At 69.1% G+C, this 24,329-nt stretch carries 22 protein-coding genes; 13 read left to right on the top strand and 9 right to left on the bottom strand.

The features are described 5' to 3' along the window. The first annotated feature begins 85 nt into the window (after nucleotides 1–85). On the top strand, nucleotides 86–1,063 hold the full coding sequence (locus K0O62_RS01960; RefSeq protein ID WP_073855442.1) for a phosphotriesterase family protein: 978 nt from the start codon (nucleotides 86–88) through the stop codon (nucleotides 1,061–1,063). On the opposite strand, the gene K0O62_RS01955 is transcribed toward K0O62_RS01960, so the two are convergent. After that, a complete protein-coding gene (locus tag K0O62_RS01955; protein ID WP_073855441.1) occupies nucleotides 1,057–2,244 on the bottom strand; it encodes an acyltransferase family protein in 1,188 nt (395 codons plus the stop codon). The two genes, K0O62_RS01960 and K0O62_RS01955, sit on opposite strands and share 7 nt — an antisense overlap. A gap of 88 nt (nucleotides 2,245–2,332) precedes the next feature. On the opposite strand from K0O62_RS01955, the gene pgfA reads away from it, so the two are divergent. Together pgfA and K0O62_RS01945 are read left to right on the top strand one after the other, a co-directional pair. Beyond that, nucleotides 2,333–3,547 (top strand): cell envelope lipid trafficking protein PgfA, encoded by a 1,215-nt coding sequence (gene pgfA / locus K0O62_RS01950; RefSeq protein ID WP_073855440.1) that lies wholly within the window; start codon nucleotides 2,333–2,335, stop codon nucleotides 3,545–3,547. A 56-nt stretch (nucleotides 3,548–3,603) separates the two neighbouring features. Continuing rightward, the gene (locus tag K0O62_RS01945) at nucleotides 3,604–5,184 is read left to right on the top strand and encodes an MmpA family trehalose lipid delivery protein (protein WP_205870639.1); all 1,581 of its coding nucleotides are present in this window, start codon (nucleotides 3,604–3,606) and stop codon (nucleotides 5,182–5,184) included. Here the strand turns inward: K0O62_RS01945 and K0O62_RS01940 are convergent. Next, nucleotides 5,168–6,340, bottom strand: coding sequence for a glycosyltransferase family 4 protein (locus K0O62_RS01940; RefSeq protein ID WP_073855438.1), 1,173 nt, complete (start codon nucleotides 6,338–6,340; stop codon nucleotides 5,168–5,170). The two genes, K0O62_RS01945 and K0O62_RS01940, sit on opposite strands and share 17 nt — an antisense overlap. A 12-nt stretch (nucleotides 6,341–6,352) precedes the next feature. Then, nucleotides 6,353–6,967: a TetR/AcrR family transcriptional regulator gene (locus K0O62_RS01935; protein WP_073855437.1), complete on the bottom strand. Its 615-nt coding sequence runs from the start codon at nucleotides 6,965–6,967 to the stop codon at nucleotides 6,353–6,355. 125 nt (nucleotides 6,968–7,092) lie between these two features. On the opposite strand from K0O62_RS01935, the gene K0O62_RS01930 reads away from it, so the two are divergent. The 4 genes from K0O62_RS01930 (at nucleotide 7,093) to K0O62_RS01915 (ending at nucleotide 11,257) form a co-directional block, all read left to right on the top strand. Continuing rightward, nucleotides 7,093–8,073 (top strand): oxygenase MpaB family protein, encoded by a 981-nt coding sequence (locus tag K0O62_RS01930; protein WP_073855436.1) that lies wholly within the window; start codon nucleotides 7,093–7,095, stop codon nucleotides 8,071–8,073. Nucleotides 8,074–8,160: 87 nt separating this feature from the next. Beyond that, nucleotides 8,161–8,931: a nuclear transport factor 2 family protein gene (locus K0O62_RS01925; protein WP_073855435.1), complete on the top strand. Its 771-nt coding sequence runs from the start codon at nucleotides 8,161–8,163 to the stop codon at nucleotides 8,929–8,931. Nucleotides 8,932–8,953: 22 nt separating this feature from the next. Beyond that, on the top strand, nucleotides 8,954–9,718 hold the full coding sequence (locus tag K0O62_RS01920; RefSeq protein ID WP_073855434.1) for a class I SAM-dependent methyltransferase: 765 nt from the start codon (nucleotides 8,954–8,956) through the stop codon (nucleotides 9,716–9,718). 54 nt (nucleotides 9,719–9,772) lie between these two features. Then, on the top strand, nucleotides 9,773–11,257 hold the full coding sequence (locus K0O62_RS01915; protein ID WP_073855433.1) for an aldehyde dehydrogenase: 1,485 nt from the start codon (nucleotides 9,773–9,775) through the stop codon (nucleotides 11,255–11,257). 142 nt (nucleotides 11,258–11,399) lie between these two features. Here the strand turns inward: K0O62_RS01915 and K0O62_RS01910 are convergent, their stop codons facing one another. Continuing rightward, nucleotides 11,400–13,232, bottom strand: a complete 1,833-nt coding sequence (locus K0O62_RS01910) for an acyl-CoA dehydrogenase (protein ID WP_073855744.1) — start codon at nucleotides 13,230–13,232, stop codon at nucleotides 11,400–11,402. Between K0O62_RS01910 and K0O62_RS01905 the strand changes: the two genes are divergently transcribed. Further along, nucleotides 13,173–13,739 (top strand): hypothetical protein, encoded by a 567-nt coding sequence (locus K0O62_RS01905; RefSeq protein WP_131817384.1) that lies wholly within the window; start codon nucleotides 13,173–13,175, stop codon nucleotides 13,737–13,739. The genes K0O62_RS01910 and K0O62_RS01905 overlap by 60 nt on opposite strands. Nucleotides 13,740–13,780: 41 nt before the next feature. On the opposite strand, the gene K0O62_RS01900 is transcribed toward K0O62_RS01905, so the two are convergent. Then, on the bottom strand, nucleotides 13,781–14,323 hold the full coding sequence (locus K0O62_RS01900; protein ID WP_073855432.1) for a dihydrofolate reductase family protein: 543 nt from the start codon (nucleotides 14,321–14,323) through the stop codon (nucleotides 13,781–13,783). 1 nt (nucleotide 14,324) lies between these two features. Then, entirely contained in the window at nucleotides 14,325–15,239 is a 915-nt protein-coding gene (locus K0O62_RS01895; RefSeq protein WP_073855431.1) for a helix-turn-helix domain-containing protein, read from the bottom strand. A 69-nt stretch (nucleotides 15,240–15,308) separates the two neighbouring features. Between K0O62_RS01895 and K0O62_RS01890 the strand changes: the two genes are divergently transcribed. Both K0O62_RS01890 and K0O62_RS01885 read left to right on the top strand, forming a co-directional pair. Next, nucleotides 15,309–16,463, top strand: a complete 1,155-nt coding sequence (locus tag K0O62_RS01890; RefSeq protein WP_073855430.1) for an acyl-CoA dehydrogenase family protein — start codon at nucleotides 15,309–15,311, stop codon at nucleotides 16,461–16,463. 2 nt (nucleotides 16,464–16,465) lie between these two features. Further along, nucleotides 16,466–17,443, top strand: a complete 978-nt coding sequence (locus K0O62_RS01885) for an acyl-CoA dehydrogenase family protein (RefSeq protein WP_073855429.1) — start codon at nucleotides 16,466–16,468, stop codon at nucleotides 17,441–17,443. Nucleotides 17,444–17,452: 9 nt separating this feature from the next. On the opposite strand, the gene K0O62_RS01880 is transcribed toward K0O62_RS01885, so the two are convergent. Then, complete coding sequence (locus K0O62_RS01880; protein ID WP_073855428.1) at nucleotides 17,453–18,304, bottom strand: arylamine N-acetyltransferase family protein; 852 nt, start codon at nucleotides 18,302–18,304, stop codon at nucleotides 17,453–17,455. 133 nt (nucleotides 18,305–18,437) lie between these two features. Between K0O62_RS01880 and K0O62_RS01875 the strand changes: the two genes are divergently transcribed. The 3 genes from K0O62_RS01875 to K0O62_RS01865 are packed head-to-tail and all read left to right on the top strand — an operon-like array spanning nucleotide 18,438 to nucleotide 22,100. Then, nucleotides 18,438–19,247, top strand: coding sequence for a 1-acyl-sn-glycerol-3-phosphate acyltransferase (locus tag K0O62_RS01875; protein WP_073855427.1), 810 nt, complete (start codon nucleotides 18,438–18,440; stop codon nucleotides 19,245–19,247). Beyond that, on the top strand, nucleotides 19,247–20,890 hold the full coding sequence (fadD12, locus tag K0O62_RS01870; protein WP_073855426.1) for an acyl-CoA ligase FadD12: 1,644 nt from the start codon (nucleotides 19,247–19,249) through the stop codon (nucleotides 20,888–20,890). The genes K0O62_RS01875 and fadD12 overlap by 1 nt, the downstream gene beginning before the upstream one ends. Next, nucleotides 20,862–22,100, top strand: a complete 1,239-nt coding sequence (locus K0O62_RS01865) for an alpha/beta hydrolase (RefSeq protein WP_073855425.1) — start codon at nucleotides 20,862–20,864, stop codon at nucleotides 22,098–22,100. The genes fadD12 and K0O62_RS01865 overlap by 29 nt, the downstream gene beginning before the upstream one ends. Nucleotides 22,101–22,103: 3 nt before the next feature. On the opposite strand, the gene K0O62_RS01860 is transcribed toward K0O62_RS01865, so the two are convergent. Then, complete coding sequence (locus K0O62_RS01860) at nucleotides 22,104–22,865, bottom strand: hypothetical protein (protein ID WP_131817383.1); 762 nt, start codon at nucleotides 22,863–22,865, stop codon at nucleotides 22,104–22,106. Nucleotides 22,866–22,908: 43 nt separating this feature from the next. Further along, nucleotides 22,909–24,264: a WS/DGAT/MGAT family O-acyltransferase gene (locus tag K0O62_RS01855; RefSeq protein ID WP_276035711.1), complete on the bottom strand. Its 1,356-nt coding sequence runs from the start codon at nucleotides 24,262–24,264 to the stop codon at nucleotides 22,909–22,911. Nucleotides 24,265–24,329 lie beyond the last annotated feature (65 nt).

Here is a 24,329-nt window from a genome sequence, read left to right as displayed (position 1 = left end):
GCAAAACGGTACCCCGGGTACCGGGTAGATGTCGATACGCCCGAACCGGCCCGTGCGCCCCGGCCGAGCTCCTAGCATCTGCGGGATGTCGGACGTCGAAACCGCCCGCGGCCCCGTGCGCACCGCGGATCTGGGTGTCACGCTCATGCACGAGCACGTGTTCATCATGAGCACCGAGGTCGCCGAGAACTATCCGGATGCCTGGGGCGACGAGGACCGGCGGATCGCCGATGCGATTACCCGGCTCGACGAGCTGAAATCCCGCGGGGTCGACACCGTCGTGGACCTGACGGTCATCGGCCTGGGCCGGTACCTCCCGCGGATCGCCGCGATCGCGGCCGCCACCGAGATCAACATCGTGGTGGCCACCGGGCTCTACACCTACAACGACGTGCCGATGCGGTTCCACTTCCAGGGCCCGGGCACCTTGCTCGACGGGCCCGAGATCATGACGGAGATGTTCGTCCGCGATATCACCGAGGGCATCGCCGGGACCGGGATCAAGGCGGCAATCCTCAAGTGCGCCACCGACGAACCGGGCGTCACCCCCGGTGTGGAACGGGTGCTGCGGGCGGTCGCCGGCGCGCACCGCGAGACCGGCGTGCCGATCTCCACCCACACCCACGCCGGCAGTCGGCGCGGGCTGGAACAGCAGCGCATCTTCGCCGAGGAGGGCGTGGATCTCAGCCGTGTGGTGATCGGGCACTCCGGGGACAGCACCGACCTGGACTACCTGGAAGAACTCATCGCCGGCGGTTCCTATCTGGGCATGGACCGGTTCGGCGTCGATCTGATCCTGCCCTTCGAGCAGCGCGTGGACACCGTCGCGCGGATGTGCGAGCGCGGGCACGCCGAGAAGATGGTGCTCTCCCACGACGCGTCCTGCTACTTCGACGCGCTACCCGAGGAGGTCCTGGCCGCCGCCCTGCCCAACTGGCATTACCTGCACATCCACAACGACGTCATCCCGGCGCTCAAACAGCGCGGGGTCACCGACGAGCAGCTGCGGACCATGCTGGTGGACAACCCGCGCCGGATCTTCTCCCACGGCGGCGGCTACTGACCCCGGCTCCCGGGCTGCACGGAATCGACGTCGTGCACCGCGCTGTCGGGTGCGGTGGCCCGGTGGTGGCGGGTCTCCCAGCGCCGCAACGCCTCCCGGCACGGCGACTCGACCAGCGCATAGCTCACTGCGGCGATGGCGAACCCGAACACCAGGGTGAGCGCCAGCACCAGCGGCATATGCCCGCTGAACGGGAACTCCCCGATCAGCGGGAACACCATCGCCAGCGCGGCGAGATGCCAGATGAACAGTCCGTAGGACCATCGGCCCAGCGTGACCATCACCGGGCTGCCCAACACGCGGTGTTCGGTGTCCGGTGCGTCGAGCACCAGCGGCGCGAGCAGCGCCCCGGCGACGATCGCACCCATCGTGATCTTCAGCACGAACTGGCCGACGGTGCCCGGTGTCAGGCCCTCCGGACCGGCCAGCGGTGAGGCCGCCACCAGGAAGGCGGCCCCCGCGATGACGGCCATCAGCACCCGCCGGCGGGCCAGCCGGTGCGCCCAGCCCACCGGACTGACCGACAGTTCGGCCAGCACGATGCCGGCCGCGAACCAGGAGAAGAAGGCCGGCGGCCAGTTCAGCGGGTTCACCCCGTAGGGCGGGTCGAACGGGATCAGTCCCCAGGCCAGACTCGCGATGGCCAGCCCCGCGATGGCCGGGATGCGCGCGGACACCGGCAGCCGCCGGGCCAACAGCGCCAGCAGCGGCAGCGCCAGGTAGAAGCTGACCTCCACCGACAGGCTCCACATCTGGGTGAGCCCGGAGGTCAGCGTCAGCGGCACGTAGACCTGGGTGAGCGTCAGATTCGCCAGCCACACCGTGAGGTTCGCACCGGTATCGGGCATCAAGGTGAGGATCACCACGACGGCCACCAGGTAGCCCGGCATGATGCGGACCAGCCGTGACCGCAGGTAGTGCCCGGTCCGGGGGCGGTGGCGCATTCCCCGCTCGGCGGCGGCGTGCCCGCGCCAGAGCAGGAACCCCGACAGCGCGAAGAACAACGCCACCGCGAGGTCGAACCGGCCCAGCAGCCGGCCGGTCACCCCACCGGTGTTGCCGGTCTGGAAGGCCACATGGGTGATCACCACCCCGATCGCGGCGCAGGCGCGCATGCCCTCGACAGCGGGGAGGAAGTCCCGGGAGCCGCCGGAGTTCCTCCGGTCCTCGGGTGCCGTCATGGCGACCAGTCTGCCGGTAACTGTGGTCGCCATGGTCGTCGGCCTTATCGTGGGCTGTTAGGGTCGACTCCGACCGAAGGGAGCCGGGTTGAACCGCGCAGTGGCCCTGCGAATTGCCGCATGTGGACTTCTGGGGCTGGGCGCTGCCCTGCTGATCGCAGCATTGCTGCTGTCCACCTACACACACGGCAAGATCGCCAAGATTCCGCTCGACCTCGATGCCGACCTGATGAGCGAGGGCACCGGCACCGCGCTCGACCCTGCGTCGTTGTCCTCCCCCGAGCGTTTTGTCATCGACGAGAACGTCCCGATGGCGCTGCAGCAACAGCTCAGCGTGGAGGCCCCGGCCAACGCCGACGTCGTCACCCTGCAGGTCGGTAGCTCGCTGCGGCGCACCGACAAGCAGCAGGACGAGGGCCTGCTGCTGGCCATGGTGGACACCGTGACGCTCAACCGGATCACCGCCATGGCGGTGTCCAGCGACACCAACCCCGGTGGCGCCGTGCAGAAGCCACGCACCATCGAGGACGACGCACCGCCCACCAACGTGGCGCTGCCGCACGAGGGATTGTCCTACCGGTTCCCGTTCGACACCGAGAAGAAGACCTACCCGTACTTCGATCCGATCGCGCAGAAGGCGTTCGACGCCAACTACGACGGTGAGGAAGACGTCAACGGCCTGACCACCTACCGCTTCACCCAGAACATCGGCTACGACGCCGACGGCAAGCTGGTGGAGCCGCTGAAGTACTCGTCGCTCTACGACAACGACGAGGACAGCCAGGTCACCGCGCGGGCGTCGCTGTGGGGTGTGGAAGCCGAAGATCCGTACGAGCCGATCACGATGACCCGCTACTACGCGGCGCAGCGCACCTTCTGGGTGGATCCGGTGACCGGCACCATCGTGCGCGCCAAGGAGCACGGCTTCCACTACTACAGCCGCGATGAGCTCAAGCCCGAGGTCACCTTCGCCGATTTCACCGTCAACTCCACCGAGGAGACGGTCGAGTCCCAGGTCGCCGCCGCGCGTGACGAGGCCGATCATCTGGCGTTGTGGAGCCGGATCCTGCCGATCACGTTCGCCGCAGTGGGTCTGGTGACGTTGGTGGGCGGCGTGCTGCTGGGCTCGTTCGCGCTGCGGGCCGAGTCGGCGCTGATCGATCCCGGACTGGACGGGTCCGACCGTGGCTTCTTCGGCCGCCGCGACGACACCGATTCCGGGCCGATGCCGGCCGCCGAAGCACAGACCGAGAAGATCCCGACCCAGCGGCCCACCGACCTGCCGCCGGACCGACCGGTCTGATCGCTCGTCTGATCCGGTTCCCGGGTCGCTACCCGCTTCCCCGCCGGGACCGGTGCCTGCCTGCGCTGTACGCGCTGGCCCTGGCGCTGGTGGTCACGGCGCCGCTGCTGGCGCCGGGTTATCTGCTGCTGCGCGATGCGGTCTCCACGCCGCGCTCCTACCTCTCCGACGCAGCCCTGGGCCTGACCCAGGCGGCTCCGCGGGCGCTGCCTCAGGACTTCGCCATCGCGCTGGCCTCCCAGGTGCTCGACGGCGGTGTGCTGGTGAAGCTGCTGCTGATCCTGGGGCTGTGGCTGGCCGGCTGGGGCGCCGCCCGGTTGGTCGCCCACGTGCTGCCCGACTCCGGCCTCGGCGGTCAGTTGGTGGCCGCCACCCTGGCGATCTGGAATCCGTATGTGGCCGAGCGTCTGCTGCAGGGGCATTGGAGCCTGCTGGTCGGCTACGGGTGCCTGCCCTGGGTGGCGACCGCCATGCTGGCCCGCCGGCACTGGCAACTGGTGTTCTGGGTGGCGCTGGCCGGTCTGACGCCCACCGGGCTGGTGCTGGCCGCGATCGTCGCACTGGTCTGCTGCCGGACCTGGCGCGACATCGGGGTCACGGCCGCGGCGGCCGTCGCGTCGGCACTGCCCTGGCTGGCGGCTGCGACGGTGGCCGACTCGCTGTCGTCGACCGCGGGCGCCGGGGTGACTGCGTTCGCGGCCCGGGCCGAGCCGGGGCTGGGCACCCTGGGCAGCCTGGCCGGGCTGGGCGGCATCTGGAATGCCCAGGCGGTGCCCGATTCCCGCACGACGTTGTTCGCCCTGGTGGCCACCGCGGTGTTGCTGGCCGTGGTCGCGGTCGGTCTGCCGGTGGCGCTCCGGCACCGTGAGGCCCGTCCGCTGCTGGTGCTCGCCGCGGTCGCCGTGCTTGTGCCCGCGGTGCTGGCCACCGGGCCGGGCCTGGCCGCGCTGGATTGGCTGACCCGGTCGGTGCCGGGCCTGGGGTTGCTGCGGGACGGGCAGAAATGGGTGGCACTGGCGCTGCCCGGCTACGTGCTGGCCGCTGCCGGTGTGGCGAGGCTCGGGCGCGCGGTGACGGTGGTGTGCTGCGTGGCGCTGATCGCGGTGCTCCCCGATCTGGCCTTCGGGGTCGCCGGGAAGGTTCGCCCGGTGCAGTACCCGGCGGGCTGGGCGGCGGTGGCGGCGATCATCGACGCCGATCCGCGACCGGTCGCGGTGCTGCCGCCGGACAGCATGCGGCAGTTCTCCTGGGCGGGGCCGGCCCCGGTGCTGGATCCGCTGCCGCGCTGGGTGTCCGCGGAGGTGCTCAGCAGTGGCGACCTGGTGATCGGCGGGCAGACGGTCCCCGGCGAGGGCGCGCGGGGCCGCGCGGCCACCCGCCTGCTGCTCGACGGAGCGTCCCGCGACGAGCTGGCCGCGGCGGGCGTCGGCTGGGTGGTCGTGGAAGCCGGTGCGGCGCCCTTGGATCTGCCGCTCACCTACCGGGACGCCGATATCGCGCTGTACGACGTCGGCGGTTCGGCGCCGACGGCGGCAGGACGGCCGCTGCTGATCGGTGCGCACCTGGTCTGGCTGCTGACGCTGGCCGGCGCCGGGGTGGTGGCGGCGTTCGGCTGCCGGTTCAGACCACGCCGCTGACGAACTCCCCCGCGTGCACCGATTCGAGCACGCTGCGCATCGCGTCGGCGCTGAGCGCCCAGGAGAACTCCGCGCTGCGGATGCGGGCCTTGGCGCCCAACTCCTCCCGCAGCACCGGGTCGGTGAGCAGCCGGCGCAACCCGTCGACGAGGTCGTCGGGGCCGTCGACCAGCAGTCCGGTGACGCCGTCGACGACGGAGTCGGTCAGTCCGCCGGAGGTGCGGTAGCCGATGGTCGGCACACCGTGTTGGGCCGCCTCGATGACGGCCAGCCCCCAGCCCTCTTTGCGCGAGGGCAGCACGTGCACCCAACTCTGCTGCACGACATGGTGTTTGGCCTCGTCGTCGACGTGGCCGTGGAAGGTGACGGCGTCGGTGATGCCCAGCGCCGCGGCGTGCTCGACCAGCGGCTGCTCCCACCATCCGCCACCGACGATGTCCAGGTGCAGGTCCGGGATCTGCGGGCGTAGCGCGGCGACGGCGTCGAGCGCGTCCTCGATCTGCTTGTGCGGAACCAGCCGGGAGAGCACCGAGACCCGCGGGGTGGCGGACCGGTCGGCGGTCAGCGTCGCCGCCGGCGCCTCGTCCAATCCGTTGCGTACCACCGCGATTCGCGCGGAGTCGACGCCGAGTTCGGTGAGTTCACGCGCGGACGGCAGCGACACCGTGACGTACTGGTTGCGGCGGTGCAGCGCCGGGGAGAGCCGCGATTCGACGAACCAGCCGAACCGTCCGGTGCGCCGGCCGGCCACCGGCCACTGCTCGCGGTGGCAGTGGTGCACCAGCAGCACCGAGCGTCGGCCGTAGGCCAGCCGGGCCAGGAACGGGATGCCGTTCTGGGTGTCGACGATGACGTCGGGCCGGGCCCGGCGTAGCGGTCCCAGACCGATCCGTGCGGCCACCATGGCCAGGCCCGCCCGCACGTACACCGAGTAGGGGCCGCCGCCGCGGCTGACCGTCACGCCGTCGAGGGTGTCGCGGCGCGGGGCGCCCGGGTAGCGCGCGGTGCGCAGGGTGACCGCCACCCCGGAGGCGGCCAGGTGGGCGCCGATGCGCTGCAGGTAGGCCTCGCTCCCGCCACCCTGGGGGTGTCCGGTGTCGCGCCAGCCCAACAGCAGCACACGCCGGACGGGCCGGGCACCGGGAGCTTGAGACATAACCTGGCCAGCCTAACTCGCGCGGAAACCGGTCATCGCCATCACGATGTCGACCGCAGCATCGGCGATGGTGTCCCGGCTGACGTTGAGCCGGCCGTCGGCCCAGTCCAGGTAGAGCGCCACCAGGGCCCCGCCCAGCGCGGTGGACAGGATCTGGATCCGGGCGACATCGCCGGCCAGCAGGTCGTTGAGCTGCGGACCCAGCACCGGGATCAGCGCCGCCACGAAGGCCGGGGTGCGGCTGGCGCTGTGTTTGCGCAGGGTGTCGTCGGCCAGCGGCTCGCGCAACAGGATCCGGGCCCGCTGCGGGTCCTCCTCGAAGAAGTCCGCGCAGCTCTCCAGCACCTCGCGAAGAGTGACGGGTTGATCGGTGCGCCGGCCCATCAGGTGCGCCAGCAGCCGTTCCTCGACCTGGTTGTAGACCGCGACCAGCAGGTCCTCTCGGCCGTCGAAGCTCTCGTAGAAGTAGCGGGGGCTCAGTTGGGCGTCCCGGCACACCGCGCGCATGGTGACCGCCGCCGATCCCCCGGATCCGAGCAGTTTGCACCCGACGTCGAGCAGCGCCGTCCGCCGGTCCGCGGTGCGGTCCCGCAGCGTCTGGCCACGCCAGACCTTTGTCGGTGCCACGGCCCCGATCCTCTCACGGGGTACGGCCGGAGGCTCTTGCCCACGCCTAACTGGAATCATATGATTCCAGTTGCTTGAGCATTTTGAACAGCCAGTAATCCGTGGACAGGAAGCGGCCGTCACCCATGAACCAGCAGGCAGCACCGCACCCCGCGGACCCCGAGGTCTCCACCGACCCCGGCTACTACGGACCGGACAGCGTCACCTGGCGGGTGCTGACCTCGCCGGCCGCGGCGCTGATGATCGCCCAGATCACCAACCTCCTGGAGGCGCCGCACATCGACTTCCAGAACGTGCTCTACGACCACGACCCGCTGTTCCCGACGAACCGGAGACGCCAGCGCGGACGCGACCCCCGGGCCCGTAAGGGCGGGTCCTTCCACGACCGGCTGCGCCGCACCCTGGCGGTGCCGCTGCCGATCGTGTTCGGCGACAAACAGGCCGCCGACGCCTGCGCCCGGCGGCTGTTCAACTACCACCGCCCGCTGTCGGGGACCGGCGCCGACGGTGTCACCCCGTACGCCGCGGTGGACGCCGACACCATGCTGTTCGCCGCGGTCACCATCAGCCACGCGGCGCTGATCGCCTACGAGCGGTTCGACTTCGTCGACGGTGTGCTGCCCACCCGACTGCCCGACGCCGACCGGGACCGCTACTTCGCCGAGATGGCGCAACTGGCGGTGTTGATGGGGGTGCCCGCCGAACAGATCCCGCGGTCCACGGAAGAGGTTGCGGCGTACTACAAGTCGGTTTCGGCGAAGTTCACCTGGCGTCCGGGTTTCGTCCGCGCGCAGCTGGGCACCGCGCTGGCCCTGCTGCGCCCGGACGGGCTGGACGACATCCGCGCGACGATCGCCGACACGGTGCTGGTCGGCTCGGCCGCCGTCGCCTACGCCGCACTGCCCCGACCCTCGCGGCGACTGCACGGGTGGCCGTCGTTCACCGACCCACTGCTGGACGGTGTCTACCTGGCCACACTGCCGCTGTTCGCGCTGTTGCGGATCGGCCCGGTGCAACGGGCCGCCGTCACCGGGTACCTCGGCGCCGCCGACGCCGCGGTGCTGTCGACGGCACGCGAGCACCGGAACCAGCGGAAACAGGCTTGAGCACAGGCGATCTGGGCTCGATGGAGTACCCCCGCATCCCGCGACCACACTTTTTCGTCCTGCAACGCGACAACCGAGGAGACACCCGTGTTCGATGAGGAAGAGTTCCAGGCCGCGCTCGCCCGTCCCCGACTGCAGGGACACGTGCCGACTTACCTGAAGTCGAACCGCGCAGAACCCATTCGCGTCTATCAGGAGCATGAGCTGCAGGCGATGACCAAGCAGTGGTTCGTCGACTTCGACCGCAAGCTGGAGCACTACAGCAAGGCCTTCGACCAGGACCTGACCTGGGTGATGACGTGGGCCAAGAAGTACTGGTGGAGCTTTCTGGTCCGCGATATGAGCATCAACGATGAGCTCTACGCCCCCGATGTGCGCTACACCGATGTGACGACCTTCGGCCGCACCATCGTCGGCATCGACGACTTCGTGACCTACAACTTCGCCTTCTTCGACGCCATCCCGGACTGGCGTTATGACCCGCTGCCCGACCAGGTGTACATCGACGTCACCCCGGAGGGCACCGTCCGCACCGTCATCCGCTACATCGGCAGCGGGCACTGGACCGGGCCGCTGCGCCTGCATCCCTACGACGAGTCCGCGCCCACCGTCTGGGGCAACGGCACCTTCCTGCAGTGCCCCGCGGTGGACCGCTACCACTTCAACGCCGACGGCCTGATGCAGGAGGGCGAGACGCTCTTCGACATCCTCGACGGACTGCAGCGCGCCGCCGTGCTGCCCAGCAGCGACAGCTGGCAACTGCACACCCTGTTCGCGGCGTCCAAGATCCCGGCCGCCGCATCGCAGCTGTCCACCGAACTGCAGCGGCGGGTGACCTCCCTGCTCCGGCTGGGGTGAGCCGCTTTCGTACCCTGACACGGTGGCCGCCACCGATCTGTTCGCCCACCGGGCCACGCTGGGTCGCGCCGTCGGCCTGCTCAGCGCCTTCCGGTTCGAGCAGTCCGATCCGGCCCGCTTCTACGGTGCACTGGCCACCGACACCGTGGACATGGTCGCCGATCTGTGGACCGGCGTGACGTCATCGCCGGCCGCCGGCCGGACCGTCCTCGACGTCGGCGGCGGCCCGGGCTATTTCGCCTCGGCCTTCGAATCCGCCGGGATGCGCTACATCGGGGTCGAACCCGACCCGCGGGAGATGCACGCCGGTCCGGCCGGCGAACCCGGAGCCGGCACCTTCGTGCGCGCCTCGGGCACCGCGCTGCCGTTCGCCGACGACAGCGTGGACATCTGCCTGTCCTCCAATGTGGCCGAGCATGTGCGCCACCCCTGGCGCCTCGGCAACGAGATGCTGCGGGTCACCCGGCCCGGCGGGCTGGCGGTGCTGTCCTACACCGTCTGGCTGGGCCCGTTCGGCGGGCACGAGATGGGACTGACGCACTATCTGGGCGGCGCCCGGGCCGCGGACCGGTACGCCCGCAAACACGGCCACCGACCCAAGAACGACTACGGTTCGTCGTTGTTCGCCGTGTCGGCGGCCGACGGCCTGCGCTGGGCGGCCAGCACCGGGGCTCTGGTCACCGCATTCCCCCGCTACCACCCACGATGGGCGTGGCCGGTGGTCGCCGTGCCCGGTCTGCGGGAGTTCCTGGTGAGCAATCTGGTGCTGGTCCTTGCACCGTCGTGACCAGGTCACTGCAACACGTTCTCATCCGGCGGGCGACTGGGTAGGGTGACGGGTATGACGCAGACCGCATCAGCCGCAACGGCGGCACGCACATCCTGGGACAAGCTGTTCATCGGTGGCCAGTGGGTCGAGCCCGCGAGCTCCGAGGTGATCGACGTGTTCTCCCCCGCCACCGGCGAGAAGGTCGGCCAGGTTCCGCTGGCCACCAAGGCCGACGTCGACGCCGCCTTCGCCGCCGCCCGCAAGGCTTTCGACGAGGGCCCCTGGCCGCGGCTCACCCCGAAGGAGCGCGAGGCCGTCATCGCCAAGGCGATCGAGCTGATCGAGGCGCGCGCCGACGAGTTCAAGGCGCTGCTGAAGCTGGAGACCGGCCAGCCGCAGACCATCGTCGACATGATGCAGTACGGCGCGGCCATGTCGACGCTGCAGTTCTACGCCTCGGCGGCCGACAAGTTCAGCTGGCAGGACATCCGCGACGGCGCGTACGGCCAGACCCTGGTGCTCAAGGAGCCGATCGGCGTCGTCGGCGCCGTCGTCGCCTGGAACGTGCCGTTCTTCCTGGCCGCCAACAAGCTGGGCCCGGCGCTGCTGGCCGGCTGCACCCTGGTGCTCAAGCCCGCCGCCGAGACCCCGCTGACCACCAACCTGATGGCCGAGGTGTTCGCCGAGGCCGGACTGCCCGAGGGCGTGCTCTCGGTGGTGCCCGGCGGCGTCGACACCGGCCGTGCGCTGACCGACAACCCGGAGATCGACAAGTTCACCTTCACCGGGTCGAGTGCGGTCGGCAAGGAGATCGGCAAGATCGCCGCCGAGAAGCTCAAGCCGTGCACGCTGGAGCTGGGTGGCAAGTCCGCGGCGATCATCCTGGAGGACGCCGACCTGGACTCCACCCTGCCGATGCTGATCTTCTCCGGCCTGATGAACTCCGGGCAGGCCTGTGTCGGGCAGACCCGCATCCTGGCCCCGCGGTCGCGCTACGACGAGGTCGTGGAGAAGATCGCGGCCGCCGCGGCGGGCATGGCACCCGGCCTGCCCGATGACGCGGCCGCCATGATCGGCCCGCTGATCAGCGAGAAGCAGCGCGAGCGCGTCGAGGGCTACATCAAGAAGGGCCTCGACGAGGGCGCCCGCCTGGTCACCGGCGGCGGCCGTCCCGAGGGCCTGGACGGCGGCTGGTTCGTGCAGCCCACCGTGTTCGCCGATGTGGACAACTCGATGACCATCGCCCAGGAGGAGATCTTCGGACCCGTCCTGGTGGTGATCCCCTACGAGGACGAGGCCGACGCGGTGCGCATCGCCAACGACTCGGTCTACGGCCTGGCCGGTTCGGTGTACACCACCGACAACGCCAAGGCCCTGGAGATCGCCAAGCAGATCCGCACCGGCACCTACGGCATCAACATGTACGCCTTCGATGCCGGCGCCCCGTTCGGCGGCTACAAGAACTCCGGCATCGGCCGCGAGTGCGGGCCGGAGGGCATCGCCGGATACTGCGAGTCCAAGAGCGTGCTGCTGCCGTTCGGGTACACCCCGGAGTAACCCGCGGCCAGACGTGAAACACCCCCTGGGACAGCGGTTCCAGGGGGTGTTTTCGTTGGGGCTTCCGGCCGCGAAACGCGCGTACCCGTCGCAGATCCGGGCTCGGGAGCGACGGGTACGCGTGTTTCGGCGTGAGTGCGAGCTAGAACGCCTCCTCGGGCACGTCCATGGCGCCCAGCTGAAGCAACTCGATGACGGCGCGGTCCGAGGACAGCCGCGGCAGGATGTGGCGGGCGAAGAACTCGGCCGCCCCGACCTTGCCCTGATAGAACGCGCGGTCCTTGGCCGTCGCCCCGTCCAGTGCGTCCAATGCGATCTCGGCATGCTCCAGCAGCAGCCAGCCGATCAGCAGGTCACCGATGGCCAGCAGGAACGGCACCGAACCCAGGCCCACCCGGTAGAGCTCGCGGGGCTCCTGCTGTGAGCCGATCAGATATCCGGTCAGCGCTCCGACCATGCCCTGCGCATCGGCGACGGCGGTGGCCAAAGCCGCTCTGCTGTCGGCGATCTCGGGACGCGCCGAGTCCCGGTCCAGGAAGGCCTGCACCTGGCCGAGCAGATGCATCAGGGCCGCCCCCTGGTCGCGGGCGATCTTGCGGAAGAAGAAATCCTGCGCCTGGATGGCGGTGGTGCCCTCGTACAGCGTGTCGATCTTGGCGTCGCGGATGTACTGCTCGATCGGGTAGTCCTGCAGGTAGCCCGACCCTCCGAAGGTCTGCAGTGAATCGGTGAGCAGTTCGTAGGCCCGCGTCGAGCCGAAGCCCTTCACGATCGGCAGCAGCAGGTCGTTGACCCGCTCGGCCATTGCCGGGTCGGCACCGGACACGATCGCGGCCGCTGACGGGTCCTGATGAGCGGCGGTATAGAGGTACAGCGCACGCAATCCCTCGCTGTAGGCCTTCTGTGCGAGCAGAGATCGGCGCACGTCCGGGTGGTGCATGATGGTCACCCGGGGTGCGGTCTTGTCGGTCATCTGGGTCAGATCAGCACCCTGCACCCGGGTCTTGGCGTACTCGAGCGCGTTCAGATAACCGGTGGACAAGGTGGCGATCGCCTTGGTGCCCACCATCATTCGCGCATACTCGATGATCTTGAACATCTGCGCGATACCGCTGTGCTCGTCACCGACAAGCCAGCCGACGGCGGGTGTGCCGTGCTGGCCGAAGGTCAGCTCACAGGTCGCGGACGCCTTGAGACCCATCTTGTGTTCCAGGTTGGTGACGAACACACCGTTGCGTTCACCGAGCTCCCCGGTTTCGGGATCGAAGTGGAACTTCGGCACGAAGAACAGCGACAGCCCCTTGGTGCCGGGGCCGGCTCCCTCGGGGCGAGCGAGCACCGCGTGCACGATGTTCTCGTAGAGGTCACCGGTGTCACCGTTGGTGATGAAGCGCTTCACACCGTCCAGATGCCATGTCCCGTCCGGTTGCGGAATGGCCTTGGTCCGTCCGGCCCCGACATCGGACCCCGCGTCGGGTTCGGTGAGCACCATGGTGGCGCCCCAGTCCCGCTCCGCCATCAGCGCCGCCCAGTGTCGCTGCTGCTCGTTTCCGAGGCCGTGGATGATGTCGGCCAACACCGGTCCGGAATGACAGATGTAGGCCGCCGGCTGGGCCCCGAGCGCGAACTCGCTGATCGCCCACGTCAGCGCGGCCGGCGCCGGCACACCACCGACTTCCTCGCTGAGCCCGATGCGGAACCATTCGCCACCGGCCCAGGCCCGAAGCGCTGCCTTGAACGGTTCGGGGATCGTCACAGTGTGCGTTGCGGGATCGAATGTCGGTGGGTTGCGGTCGGTTTCGGCGAATGCCTCGGCCACCGGCCCCTCCGCCAGCCGGGCGGCCTCGGCGAGCATCTCGCGGACCGACGCGCCGTCGAGGTCGCCGAACTCTCCGGTCGCCAGCACCTTGTCGAGATGCAGGGCCTCGAAGAGGTTGAACTCGACGTCACGGACGTTGGATATGTAGTGACCCATGGCGGAAAGCCTAAACCGGTAACCGCCGCAGATCGCACCGAACCCATCCATCCGGCCGAACACGTTCACCGTCGCCCACCGTCGATCTGGCCTTTGCTGGAATTTCTGCGCCGCACAGCGACGTTGTCTCCACTGTGCTTGATGACACAACCGGCGGAGACCGATGATGTTGCTGATCGAAGTGAATGTGGCGGGCTGGAAGTTCACCCGGCGATTCGGGAGACTGCGGCCGTCCGCGACGTCGGCCCGCCGCAGGTGCGGACGGGAGCAGCGTGCTGCCTGATCGGCGGTGGTGCACCACTGGCCTGCGAACATCGTGAGGGCTACGGCACCGGCCTCGCGCAGGTGCGGACTGCAGCGCTGAGTCCTTCGTCGCCGAACAGCGCTTTACAGTGGGTGCACGCATACGGTTCATGCAGCGCGGCGGTCTGGTTCTCCACCACCCCGTCGACGACGATCGTCACCATCGATCTGCTCGATACCCCGGGGAACACCTGCTATCGGTGATCAACGAGTCCGGCGTCTGGCCCACCACCCGCTGAACCCGACTACCCGATGTTCGCTGCGGCCTTGTTGAAGCGCCATCGCGCACAGACGAATTCGCCGTTTCGGTCGACATCGATCAGTTCCCACTCCGACCGGATCGGCAGCAACCGCGCACCGGCGCCGAGCGTGCAGGGCGCATAGGTGACCACCATCTCGTCGATCAGACCGGCCGCCACGAATCCGGCGGCGGTCTGACCGCCGCCCATCACCCAGACGTCCAAATCGCCGGCCGCCTCCAGCAGGGCACCGTGCAGCGTCGCGATGTCCCCGTCGAACGTCTGCACCGGGTGCCCGTCCACCACGATGCCCGGCCTACTGGTCAACACCCAGCTCGGCTGGGTGTACATCCATTCCCCTGGTTGGTTTTTCACGATCCACTCGTAGGTGGCCGATCCCATGACCAGGGCGCCGACGTCGGCGACGAAGGCTTCGTAACCGAACGGACCGCCGGGGTCGAAGGTCCTCGACAACAGCCAGTCCAGGCTGTCGGCCTCGTCGACGATGAACCCGTCCATGGTGGACGCCGTGTAGTACACCGTTGCCATCTCAGTCCCTTCGCATCCAGTCCAGCGGGTCGCCGGTCCGGACATCCAGACCGTGCCGGATCAACATGGCGCGCGCCAGTTCTCGCCGGTGCGCCGAGTAGGTGAGCACGTGCGCGATGATGCCGTAGAGCTGGAAGGACTCCGGCGGGTCGCACAGCGCGTCGATGACGGTGTCGGCCAGCCGGCCCTGCTCCCCGTAGTCGGCCACCATTGCCGCCCACCGGGCCGACACGTCCTCGTGATCGGCGGCCAACTGTCGGGCCGCTCGCAGTTCGGGGCGAGCCGGCTGGTCGGCGCCCTCGATGCTGGCCAGCCACACCTCCTTGGTCCACACCAGCGCGCCGAGCACCGCGCCGACGCTGTTCTCCTCGCCGTCCCAGTCCAGAACCACCTGCCCCGGCGAAACCGGTTCGGCCCATTGGGTTTCGGCCAAGGCGGAGGCGGTGGCGATGAGGTAGGTGGTATCGGCGACATCGTGGGCGATCATCAACAACGAGACGTCGGGGCGGTGTGCGTCACCCTGACCGTCCAGCCACAGGGATTGCGGCGGATGGAAATGCACCCCGTTGGGCGCCGGTAACCGGAACCCGACCTCGCAGGCCTGCGACGGCGGCACCCCGAAGGCCCGCCGGAACGCCCGGGAGAACACCTCGGGCGCGGACCAGCCCTCCTCCAGCGCGACCGCCGCGACGCCCTCACCGCGCTGCAGTCGCCACGCCGCGCGTTCCAGCATGACGCGGCGCCGCAGCGCGGCCGGTGGTTCACCGGTGAGTCGGCTGACCTCACGGGAGAAGTGGAACGCCGAGGCGAAACTGCTGCGCGCCATGCCGGCCACATCGGTGTTCGCGTCGTCGACGACGGCGTCGAGCAGCTCACGCAGCCGGTCCCGGCGCGGCGCATTCGGTTGGACACTCACGGTGTCGAGTATCGCGGCGACCCTGCGCCGGGGACATGACTTTTCCTGCTGCCATAGACTCCGCAATCGGTGAGTGAATTCGATGCGCTGTGCGCCAATGACGGTGATCTGGCCGACCTGCGGGTCCGGGTCCGGCAGTTCGTGGCCGAGGACCGGGACCGGTTCGGCTGGGAGCCCGCGATCGACTCCTGGCTGACCAGCTGGGACGCCGGGTTCAGCGAGCGGCTGGCCGACGCCGGATTCGTCGGGCTGACGATCCCGACCGAGTACGGCGGCCACGGGCTGGGCTTCCTGCACCGCTACGTGGTCACCGAGGAACTGCTCGGGGCGGGCGCTCCGGTGGCCGCGCACTGGTTCGCCGACCGTCAGGTCGCGCCGTCGCTGCTGAGCTACGGGAGCGAGGAGCAGCGCACCCGGTTGCTGCCCGGGATCGCCGCGGGCCGGTTGTACTCGGCGATCGGCATGAGCGAACACGGCGCCGGATCCGATCTGGCCGCCACCGCCACCCGCGCCACCCGCACCGAGGACGGCTGGCGGATCAACGGCACCAAGGTGTGGACCAGCGGCGGGCATCGGGCTCACTTCGCGATCGTGCTGGCCCGCACCAGCGCGCTGGACCCCGAGCACCGGCACGCGGGATTCAGCCAGTTCATCGTCGCGCTGGACTCCCCCGGCGTCACGATCAGCCCGATCGTCACCCTGGACGGGCATCACCATTTCAACGAGGTGACCTTCGATGATGTCGCGGTCGGGGACGCCGACGTGCTCGGTGAGGTGGGCGCCGGCTGGCATCAGGTGACCGCCGAGCTCGGCTTCGAACGCAGCGGCCCCGAACGCATCCTGTCCACCGCGACGCTGATCATCGGGGTGATCAAGGCGCTCGGCGGCCAGGACGTCGACGACCGCACCGCCGCCGAGGTCGGCGATCTGCTGGGCCGCGCGATGGCGCTGCGCCAGCTGTCGGTGTCGGTGGCCCGCGCCTTGTCCGCGGGCGAGGACGCGGCGACGCGGGCGGCGCTGGTGAAGGATCTGGGCACGCGCTTCGAGCAGCAGTCCGTGGAGTTGTGCGCCGACCTGCTGGAGTACGTGCGCTCCGAGCAGGACGCGGCCCGGCTGCGCGCGGTGCTGGCCACCGCCCGGCAGCATTCACCGATGTTCACGCTGCGCGGCGGGACGAATGAGGTGCTGCGCGGCGTGATCGCCCGCGGTCTGGGGGTGCGGTAGCAATGGATGAGCTCAAGCAGCTGGTGGACGACATCGGCCGCCGGTCCTATGACGCGCAGTTCGGTAAGCGCCGGCTGCCCGAGGTGTTCGACGCCGGCCTGTGGCGCAATCTGGAGGAGTCCGGACTGACCCGGCTGACCACCGAGCAGGAGGCCGGGCCGCGTGAGGTCGCGGTGGTGCTGGCCGGGCTGGCCGCGCACGCCGCCGCGGTGCCCATCGCCGAGACCGATCTGCTGGCCGGCTGGCTCGCGGGGCAGGCCGGGCTGGATGTTCCGGCCGGCCCGCTGACGGTCGCGATCGGTGCAGACGGTGTCGCCCGGGACGTGCCGTGGCCGGCTGATGCCGCGGTGCTGCTGGCCGCCCGCGACGCCGACGGACTGCACGTCGGTCTTCTCGATGATCCTCAAGCGACGTCCGGGTACAACCTGGCCGGCGAACCCCGCGGCACGCTGAGCTACGACACCGCGGGCCTGACCAGGCTGGACGGGGCCGTCGGCGAGGAGCTGATCCGCCGCGGCGCGTGGGCGCGGTGTGTGCAGATCGTCGGCGCCTTCGACTCCGCCTTGGCGCTGACCGTCGCGCATACCTCCGAACGGGTGCAGTTCGGCAGGACACTGAGCAAGTTCCAGGCCGTCCAGCATTCCCTGGCCGCCATGGCCGGCGAGATCGAACAGGCCCGGGCGGCAACCGATCTGGCGACCGCAGCGGTGGCCGACCACGGATTCGCCGACTCCCGGTCCGATTACGCGGTGACGATCGCGAAGGTGGCCGTCGGTCGCGCCGTGACACCGGTGACCACCATCGCCCATCAACTGCACGGGGCCATCGGTGTCACCATCGAGCACCCGCTGTGGTCGGCGACCATGCGAGCGCGCAGTTGGGCCGACGAGTTCGGCAGCACCGCGTCCTACGCGCGCCGGCTGGGCCGGTGGGCGCTGGACGCGTCCGACCCGTGGGATGTGCTGATCAGCTGCCCGTGATCGGTCGGGTCACGCGTCGAGCACCCGGCTGACCGCTGCCTCGACATCGCCCAGCCCGGTCAGGTCGATCCCGAACCGGCCGGTGAGCTGATCGAGTACCTCGGCCGCGGACGCCAACCGGATCCGCTCGGTGCCGCCGTCGGCGTGCACGGCCAGGTCGCGGCCCCGCAGATTCCAGCGGGCCTCATCGGTGACCAGGGCGACCGACAGCCCGACGACGAAGATGGACTCCGGGTGGGTGGAGACGTACCAGCTGCCCACCTCCAGGTCGGTACACCGCTGCGGTGCGGTGCCGAAGACGTACAGCGGCTGCCAGGCCCCGCGGATCTTCGCCTCCAGCCGCAGCGCCCCGGGTCCGGCGTCGACGAGCCGGTAGGGCTCGTGGCGGGTCTGCTGTACGGGCCCCGCCTGCAGCCGGATCGGTGAGGACAGGGTCTGCCCGCCGAAGCCGACGTCGGCCAGGAACCGGTCCCGTTCGCCGGGCACGGTCACGGCCAGCACGTTGTGCGTCAGTGCCGGGATGGGCGCATCCCATTCCGGCGGCAGCGCGTCGAGCCCGCTCATCCAGATCACCCGCCCGGCCAGCCGATCCACCCGGTAACCCAGGTCCTCCAGCACGTAGCCGAACAGCCCGTTCTGTTCGTAGCAGTACCCACCACGGCGGCGACCGACCAGCTTGTCGGTGAGCGCCGGCGCCCCGAGGTCGGCCACCGGCGTGCCCAGGACCGGGTCCAGATTCTCGAACGGGATGGACCTGTTGTGTGCGGCGTGCAGTGCGTGCAAGGTATCCAGTGTCGGTTTGACCTGCGCGGACTCTGGATATCCGATGCGGGCGAGGTACCCGGCGGTGTCGGGATTCATGGGCCCATCCAAGTGCCTCAACCGCAGTTCAGGTCACGTTTCTTTGACCGATATCGGTTTTCCGTGCAAAACTAGAACACGTTCTAATTATTTGTCCAGTGTCAGATCCGGCTTCCCCGCGGAGGGTCCCCCCATGAGCTCGACGGATATCGATCCCACCGAGATCACCAAGTTCGACCCCAGCCTGACCGAGAAGGTGATGGGCTGGCTGCGGCCGTTCCTCAAGACCTACCACCGCTCCGAGGTCCGCGGTCTGGAGAACTTCCCCAACGGCGGCGCGCTGGTGGTGTGCAACCACTCCGGCGGACTGTTCCCGATGGATGTGCCCATCTTCGCCGCCGACTTCTACGAGCGGTTCGGTTACGGACGCCCGGTCTACACGCTGAGCCACGCCATGCTGATGGTCGGGCCGACCGGGGACTTCTTCAAGAAGACCGGCTTCATCCTGGCCAGCCACGAGAACGCCGACGAGGCCCTGCGCTCCGGCGGGGTGGTGGTCGTGTTCCCCGGCGGCGACTACGACGTCTACCGGCCCACCCTGGAGGCCAACAAGATCGACTTCGACGGCCGCCAGGGCTATGTCCGGGCCGCCATCAACGCCGGGGTGCCGATCGTGCCGATGGTCGGGATCGGCGGGCAGGAGACCCAGTTCTACCTGTCCCGCGGAACCTGGCTGGCCAAGCGACTCGGCCCGATCACCCGGCTGGCCCGGGCCAAGATCGTCCCGCTGTCGTTCGGTTTCCCGTTCGGGCTGTCGGCGGTGGTGCCGCTGAACGTGCCGCTGCCCGCCAAGATCGTGATGCAGGTGCTGCCCCCGGTGGACATCGAGGCCCAGTTCGGCGCCGAACCCGACATCGACGAGGTCGACGCGCATGTCCGCCACGTCATGCAACGCGCCCTCGACGATCTGGCCGACGAGCGCCGGCTGCCGGTGATCGGCTGATGGCGGTCATGGACAGGCTCACCGACACGGTGGGTCTGATCACCACCATGGCCCGCGCCGGCGTGATCGCCCCGCTGCGACCCGACAAGTACCTGCGCATCGGCGCCGCCATGGCCCGCGAGAACATGGGCATCACGTCGGGTTTCGCCAGCGCCGCGCAGCGCTGCGGGGACCGGGTCGGGCTGATCGACGAGCTCGGGGCACTGACCTGGCGTGAGATCGACCAGCGCGCAGACGCTTTGGCCGCCGGCCTCCAACAGGTCACCGGCGACACCGGGACGCCTCCGGTGATCGGCATCATGGCTCGCAACCACCGCGGGTTCATCGAAAGCCTGATCGCGGCCAACCGGATCGGCGCCGACGTGCTGCTGCTGAACACCTCGTTCGCCGGTCCGGCGCTGGCCGAGGTGTGGGAACGCGAATCCGCCGGCCGTCCCGGTGCCGTCGTCTACGACGAGGAGTTCACCGACACCGTGGACCGTGCGCTGGCCGACGCGCCGAATGCCGTGCGCATCGTGGCCTGGACCGACACCGCGCCGACCGGACCCACCGTGGCACGGCTGATCTCCGAGTACGCCGGGCAGCAGCCGATCCGGGCCAAGGAGAAGTCCAAGGTCATCCTGCTGACGTCGGGCACGACGGGAACCCCGAAGGGCGCCAAGCATTCCGGCGGCGGTCCGCAGATCCTCAAATCGATCCTGGACCGCACACCCTGGCACGCCGAGGAACCGGTGGTGGTCGCCGCGCCGATGTTCCACGCCTGGGGGTTCTCCCAGTTGGCCTTCGCCGCGTCGATGGCCTGCACCATCATCACCCGCCGCAAGTTCGATCCGGAGGCCACCCTGGCGCTGATCGACACCCACCGCGCCACCGGGTTGTGCGTGGTGCCGGTGATGTTCGACCGCATCGTCGAACTGCCCGACGAGGTCCGCAACCGCTACAGCGGGCGCACCCTGCGGTTCGCCGCGGCGTCGGGTTCGCGGATGCGGCCAGACGTGGTCATCGAGTTCATGGACCAGTTCGGTGACGTCATCTACAACAACTACAACGCCACCGAGGCCGGCATGATCGCGACCGCGACCCCCGCCGACCTGCGCGCCGCGCCCGATACCGCCGGAAAACCCGCCGAGGGCACCGAGATCCGGATCCTGGACGCGGATCTGCGTGAGCTGCCCACGGGCGAAACCGGCACCATCTACGTGCGTAACTCCACCCAGTTCGACGGGTACACCTCAGGGAAGACCAAGGACTTCCACGACGGGTTCATGAACTCCGGGGATGTCGGCTATCTCGACGCCGCCGGACGACTGTTCGTGGTGGGCCGCGACGACGAGATGATCGTCTCCGGAGGCGAGAACGTCTACCCCATCGAGGTGGAGAAGACGTTGGTGAACCACGCCGAGGTCGCCGAGGCCGCGGTCATCGGGGTGGACGACGAGCAGTACGGCCAGCGCCTGGCGGCCTTCGTGGTGCTCCGCAATGACGGGGGAAAACCGGTCACCGTCGACGATCTCAAGCAATATGTCCGAGACAATCTGGCCAACTACAAGGTGCCGCGCGAAATCACCCTCCTGGATGAGTTGCCGCGCAACAGCACCGGAAAGATCCTGCGCCGTGACCTTCAGGACCGCATTCAGGGGTAAACCCCGGCCACTGCTGGGGGCGACGGCCGAACTGGTCAACGCCGCCAACGCGGTGCGCCCGCTGGGGCGCAAGGGCTACAGCACGCTGCCGACGTTCGCGTTCGGCTGGCCCACATCGGAGAACGCCCCACTGCTGTTCACCGGGTCGGTGCTCGATGTGCTCCGCCGAGCACTGCTCGGGCACTACCGCACCCGCACTGGTCGAATCTCGCTGTTGCTCAAGGCGATCACCTGGGGCCTGCTGGGACTGCTGCAGCGCCGCGAAGCGGAATCGAAGAGCTATTTCGAGGATCCGCTGCGGTCCGCGCTCGGCGCGGATTATCTGGACGCCGAAGAACCCGAACGTCGCCCCCGCGGGGTGGTCGGCACCTCGTGGACCCGTCGGCGTTACGTGCACCAGACCGCGCGGTACGGGCCGCACGGACCCAACATGGCCGACATCTGGATGCGCCCAGATCTGCCCCGCGACGGGAAAGCCCCGGTGCTGCTACAGATTCCCGGCGGGGCGTGGATGATCGGCATGCGGCGTCCGCAGGCCTACCCGATGCTGAGCAGGCTCGCCGAACGCGGCTGGATCTGCGTGTCGATCGGCTACCGCATCAGCCCCAAGTACACCTGGCCCGACCACATCGTCGACGTCAAGCAGGCGATCGCCTGGGTGAAGGCCAACATCGCCGACTACGGCGGGGATCCGGAATCCGTTTACATCACCGGCGGTTCGGCCGGCGGGCACCTGACCGCGTTGGCCGCGCTGACCTCCAACGACCCGAAGTGGCAGCCGGGGTTCGAGGACGCCGATACCTCGGTGGCCGCGGCAGTCCCGATCTACGGGCGCTACGACTGGTACACCGACACCGGTAACGGCCGCCCGGAGTTCATCAAGGTACTGGAACGCTTCATCGTCAAGAAGCCGTTCGCCACCCACCGGCAGGTCTATCTGGACGCGTCACCGCTGACGCTGGTGCACCCCGATGCGCCACCGTTCTTCATCCTGCACGGCACCGATGACTCGGTGATCCCGGTGCGCGAGGGCCGCGAGTTCGTGAAGGCACTCGAAGCGGTGTCCAAGGCCCCGGTCATCTACGCCGAGATCCCGCACGCCCAGCACGCATTCGACTTCTTCGGCTCGGCGCACGGGCACAACACCGCGGCCGCGGTCGAGCGGTTTCTCAACTGGGTGCGCGATGGCACCCGGTCGACGGGCTCCTGACCGTCAGCAGAACGTCGTGTGCTGACAGACAGCCGCCGGCAGTCTCGGCTGCGGCAGTTTGGGCGGTGGCGGCAGCTTCGGCGGCGGCGGGAGTTTCGGCAGGCGGGGTCCGCGCGGAGCGTTGCCCCCACCGGTGTTACCGGGGGCGGCCGGCGCGGCGGGGGCCGATTCGGCGCCCGGCGGGGGTGGAGGCGGTGCCGGCGTGGCGACCGCGGGCAGCTTCGCCGGCATGATCCAGATCGCGATCGGGGCGGGCTCCAGGCCGTAGCCCGCGGGAGCGGCGGTGAGCTGCAACTGGGTCGGCAGCATGCCGGGCTGGATGTGGAAGAACACCCATCCGGTGGTGTCGGTGCGCACCCGCGGCGTCAGCGGCGGCGACTCGATCACCGTGGGCCGCGTTGTGGGAATCTGCTCCCCACCGCTGATGAGCAGCCGGAAGCCACCGGTCGGGCCGGTCGCGTCGATCATCGTCGTCACACCGGTGAAGGACACCTCGATGCCCAGTTCCAGACCGTCGCCGTTGCTCTGTTTCATCACGGCCAGGTTCTCGGCGCGCGGAGTGATGGTGGCACCCTTGGCGGTCAACGGCGCCCCCAGCAGCCCGGTGCTCGGAAAGATGGACACCGCCGAGTCGGTATCGGGACTCTGCTCGGCCACGCTGGTGGCCGTCGCCGCCGCACTCGTCGAGGACGGGTTCTTCGGAGCAGGGCCGTACGAGCAGCCGGCCACCACGACCGCCGCTGCCACCGCGCCCACGAGTCTCATGGACGACATTCTGACGCATGCCGGTCGACCAGGGGGGACCCTGTCACGCCCGGGCGGTTTCCAGAACCGTGAGGTCCTCCGAAATTCCTGCCGCACGGCGGATCTCACACAGCTCGGAAACCATCGCATCGGTCACCTCGTGCGGGTCCTCGACCGTATGGGTGTCGGACAGCACCGAGATGTTGAGTTGGTCCACGTAGCTCCAGACCGTGATGTTCAGGCCGCTGGCCGCGGTCAGCGGCCCCACCGAGTAGATCTCGGTCACCGTGGCGCCGCCGACCCTGCCCTGCTCACGCGGCCCGGGCACATTGGAGATGTTCAGATTGAGCACCTTGTTCTGGCCGTCCTTGTCCGACAGCCGGCGGAACAACGCCTCGACGGCGGCCGGCGGTATGTAAGACGCCCACCGGGCCACCAGTTCCGGCCCGATCAGCTGATTGCTCTCCTTGGCCAGCGATGCCGCGGCGCTGGCCCGCTTCACCCGCTCCAGCGGATCGTCCACGTCCACCGGCAGCGCCATCAGCACACCGGTGAACCGGTTGCCGGAAATCCGGTCCGGGGAGAAGTCGAAGCTCATCGGCACCGAGGCGAGCAGCGGATGATCCGCCGTCCCCTCGTACTGCAGCTGCAGCTTGCGCAGGGCACCCGAGGACATGGCCAGCACCATGTCATTGATGGTGGCGCCCAACTGTTTCCCGGTGGTCTTCACATCGGCCAGCGCGAGTGAGGCCGTCGCGAACCGGCGTTCCGGGGTGAGCACATGGTTCATGAAGCTCGGCGGCGGAGTGAACGGGCGGGTCAGTTCGGGGCCGAACTTACGGGTGCTGCGGCGCACCCGTCCCATGCCGTCGGCCGTGTATTTCATCAGTCCGGGAACCCGGCCGATCTGGCGTAGATGGTCCCAGAATGCCGTGCGCACCAACTCCGGGCGCGAGGGGGCGGGATCGGTGGCATAGGAATCCCGGTCGCGCTGCGGTCCGTCCTGCAGATCCATCCCGCGCGCCAGCAGATTCGCCGAGGCGACCCCGTCGGCCAGAGCGTGGTGGATCTTGCCGACGACGGCGATCTTGTCGTCGGCCAAACCCTCGACGAGGTACATCTCCCACAGCGGGCGACTGCGGTCCAGCGGGGTGCCGGCGATCTCGCCGACGGCCTCGTCGAGTTCGCGGCGACCGCCCGGTGCGGCGACCCGCCACGGCCGGATGTGGTACTCCAGGTCGACATCGCAGTTCTCCCGCCACATCGGGTGGTGGAACTTGAATGGGATGTCCACCAGTTGGTAGCGGAACGGATCTAGGTTGTGGAGCCTGCCGTGCAGGACATTTCGGAATTCCTCGATTCCGAAGGTGCGGTCGCCGAGCCCGTGCAGGTCGATGACTGCAATCTTCAAGGTGTGCATGTGCACGTTGGGCGCTTCCGTGTACAGCAGAAACGCATCCCAACCGCTGAGCCTCTTCACCGGCC

This window comes from Mycolicibacterium diernhoferi, from assembly GCF_019456655.1.
Taxonomy (GTDB): Bacteria; Actinomycetota; Actinomycetes; order Mycobacteriales; family Mycobacteriaceae; genus Mycobacterium; species Mycobacterium diernhoferi.
Note: the sequence above shows the minus strand (reverse complement) of the source record. Positions and strands in the feature narration are given on the sequence as shown.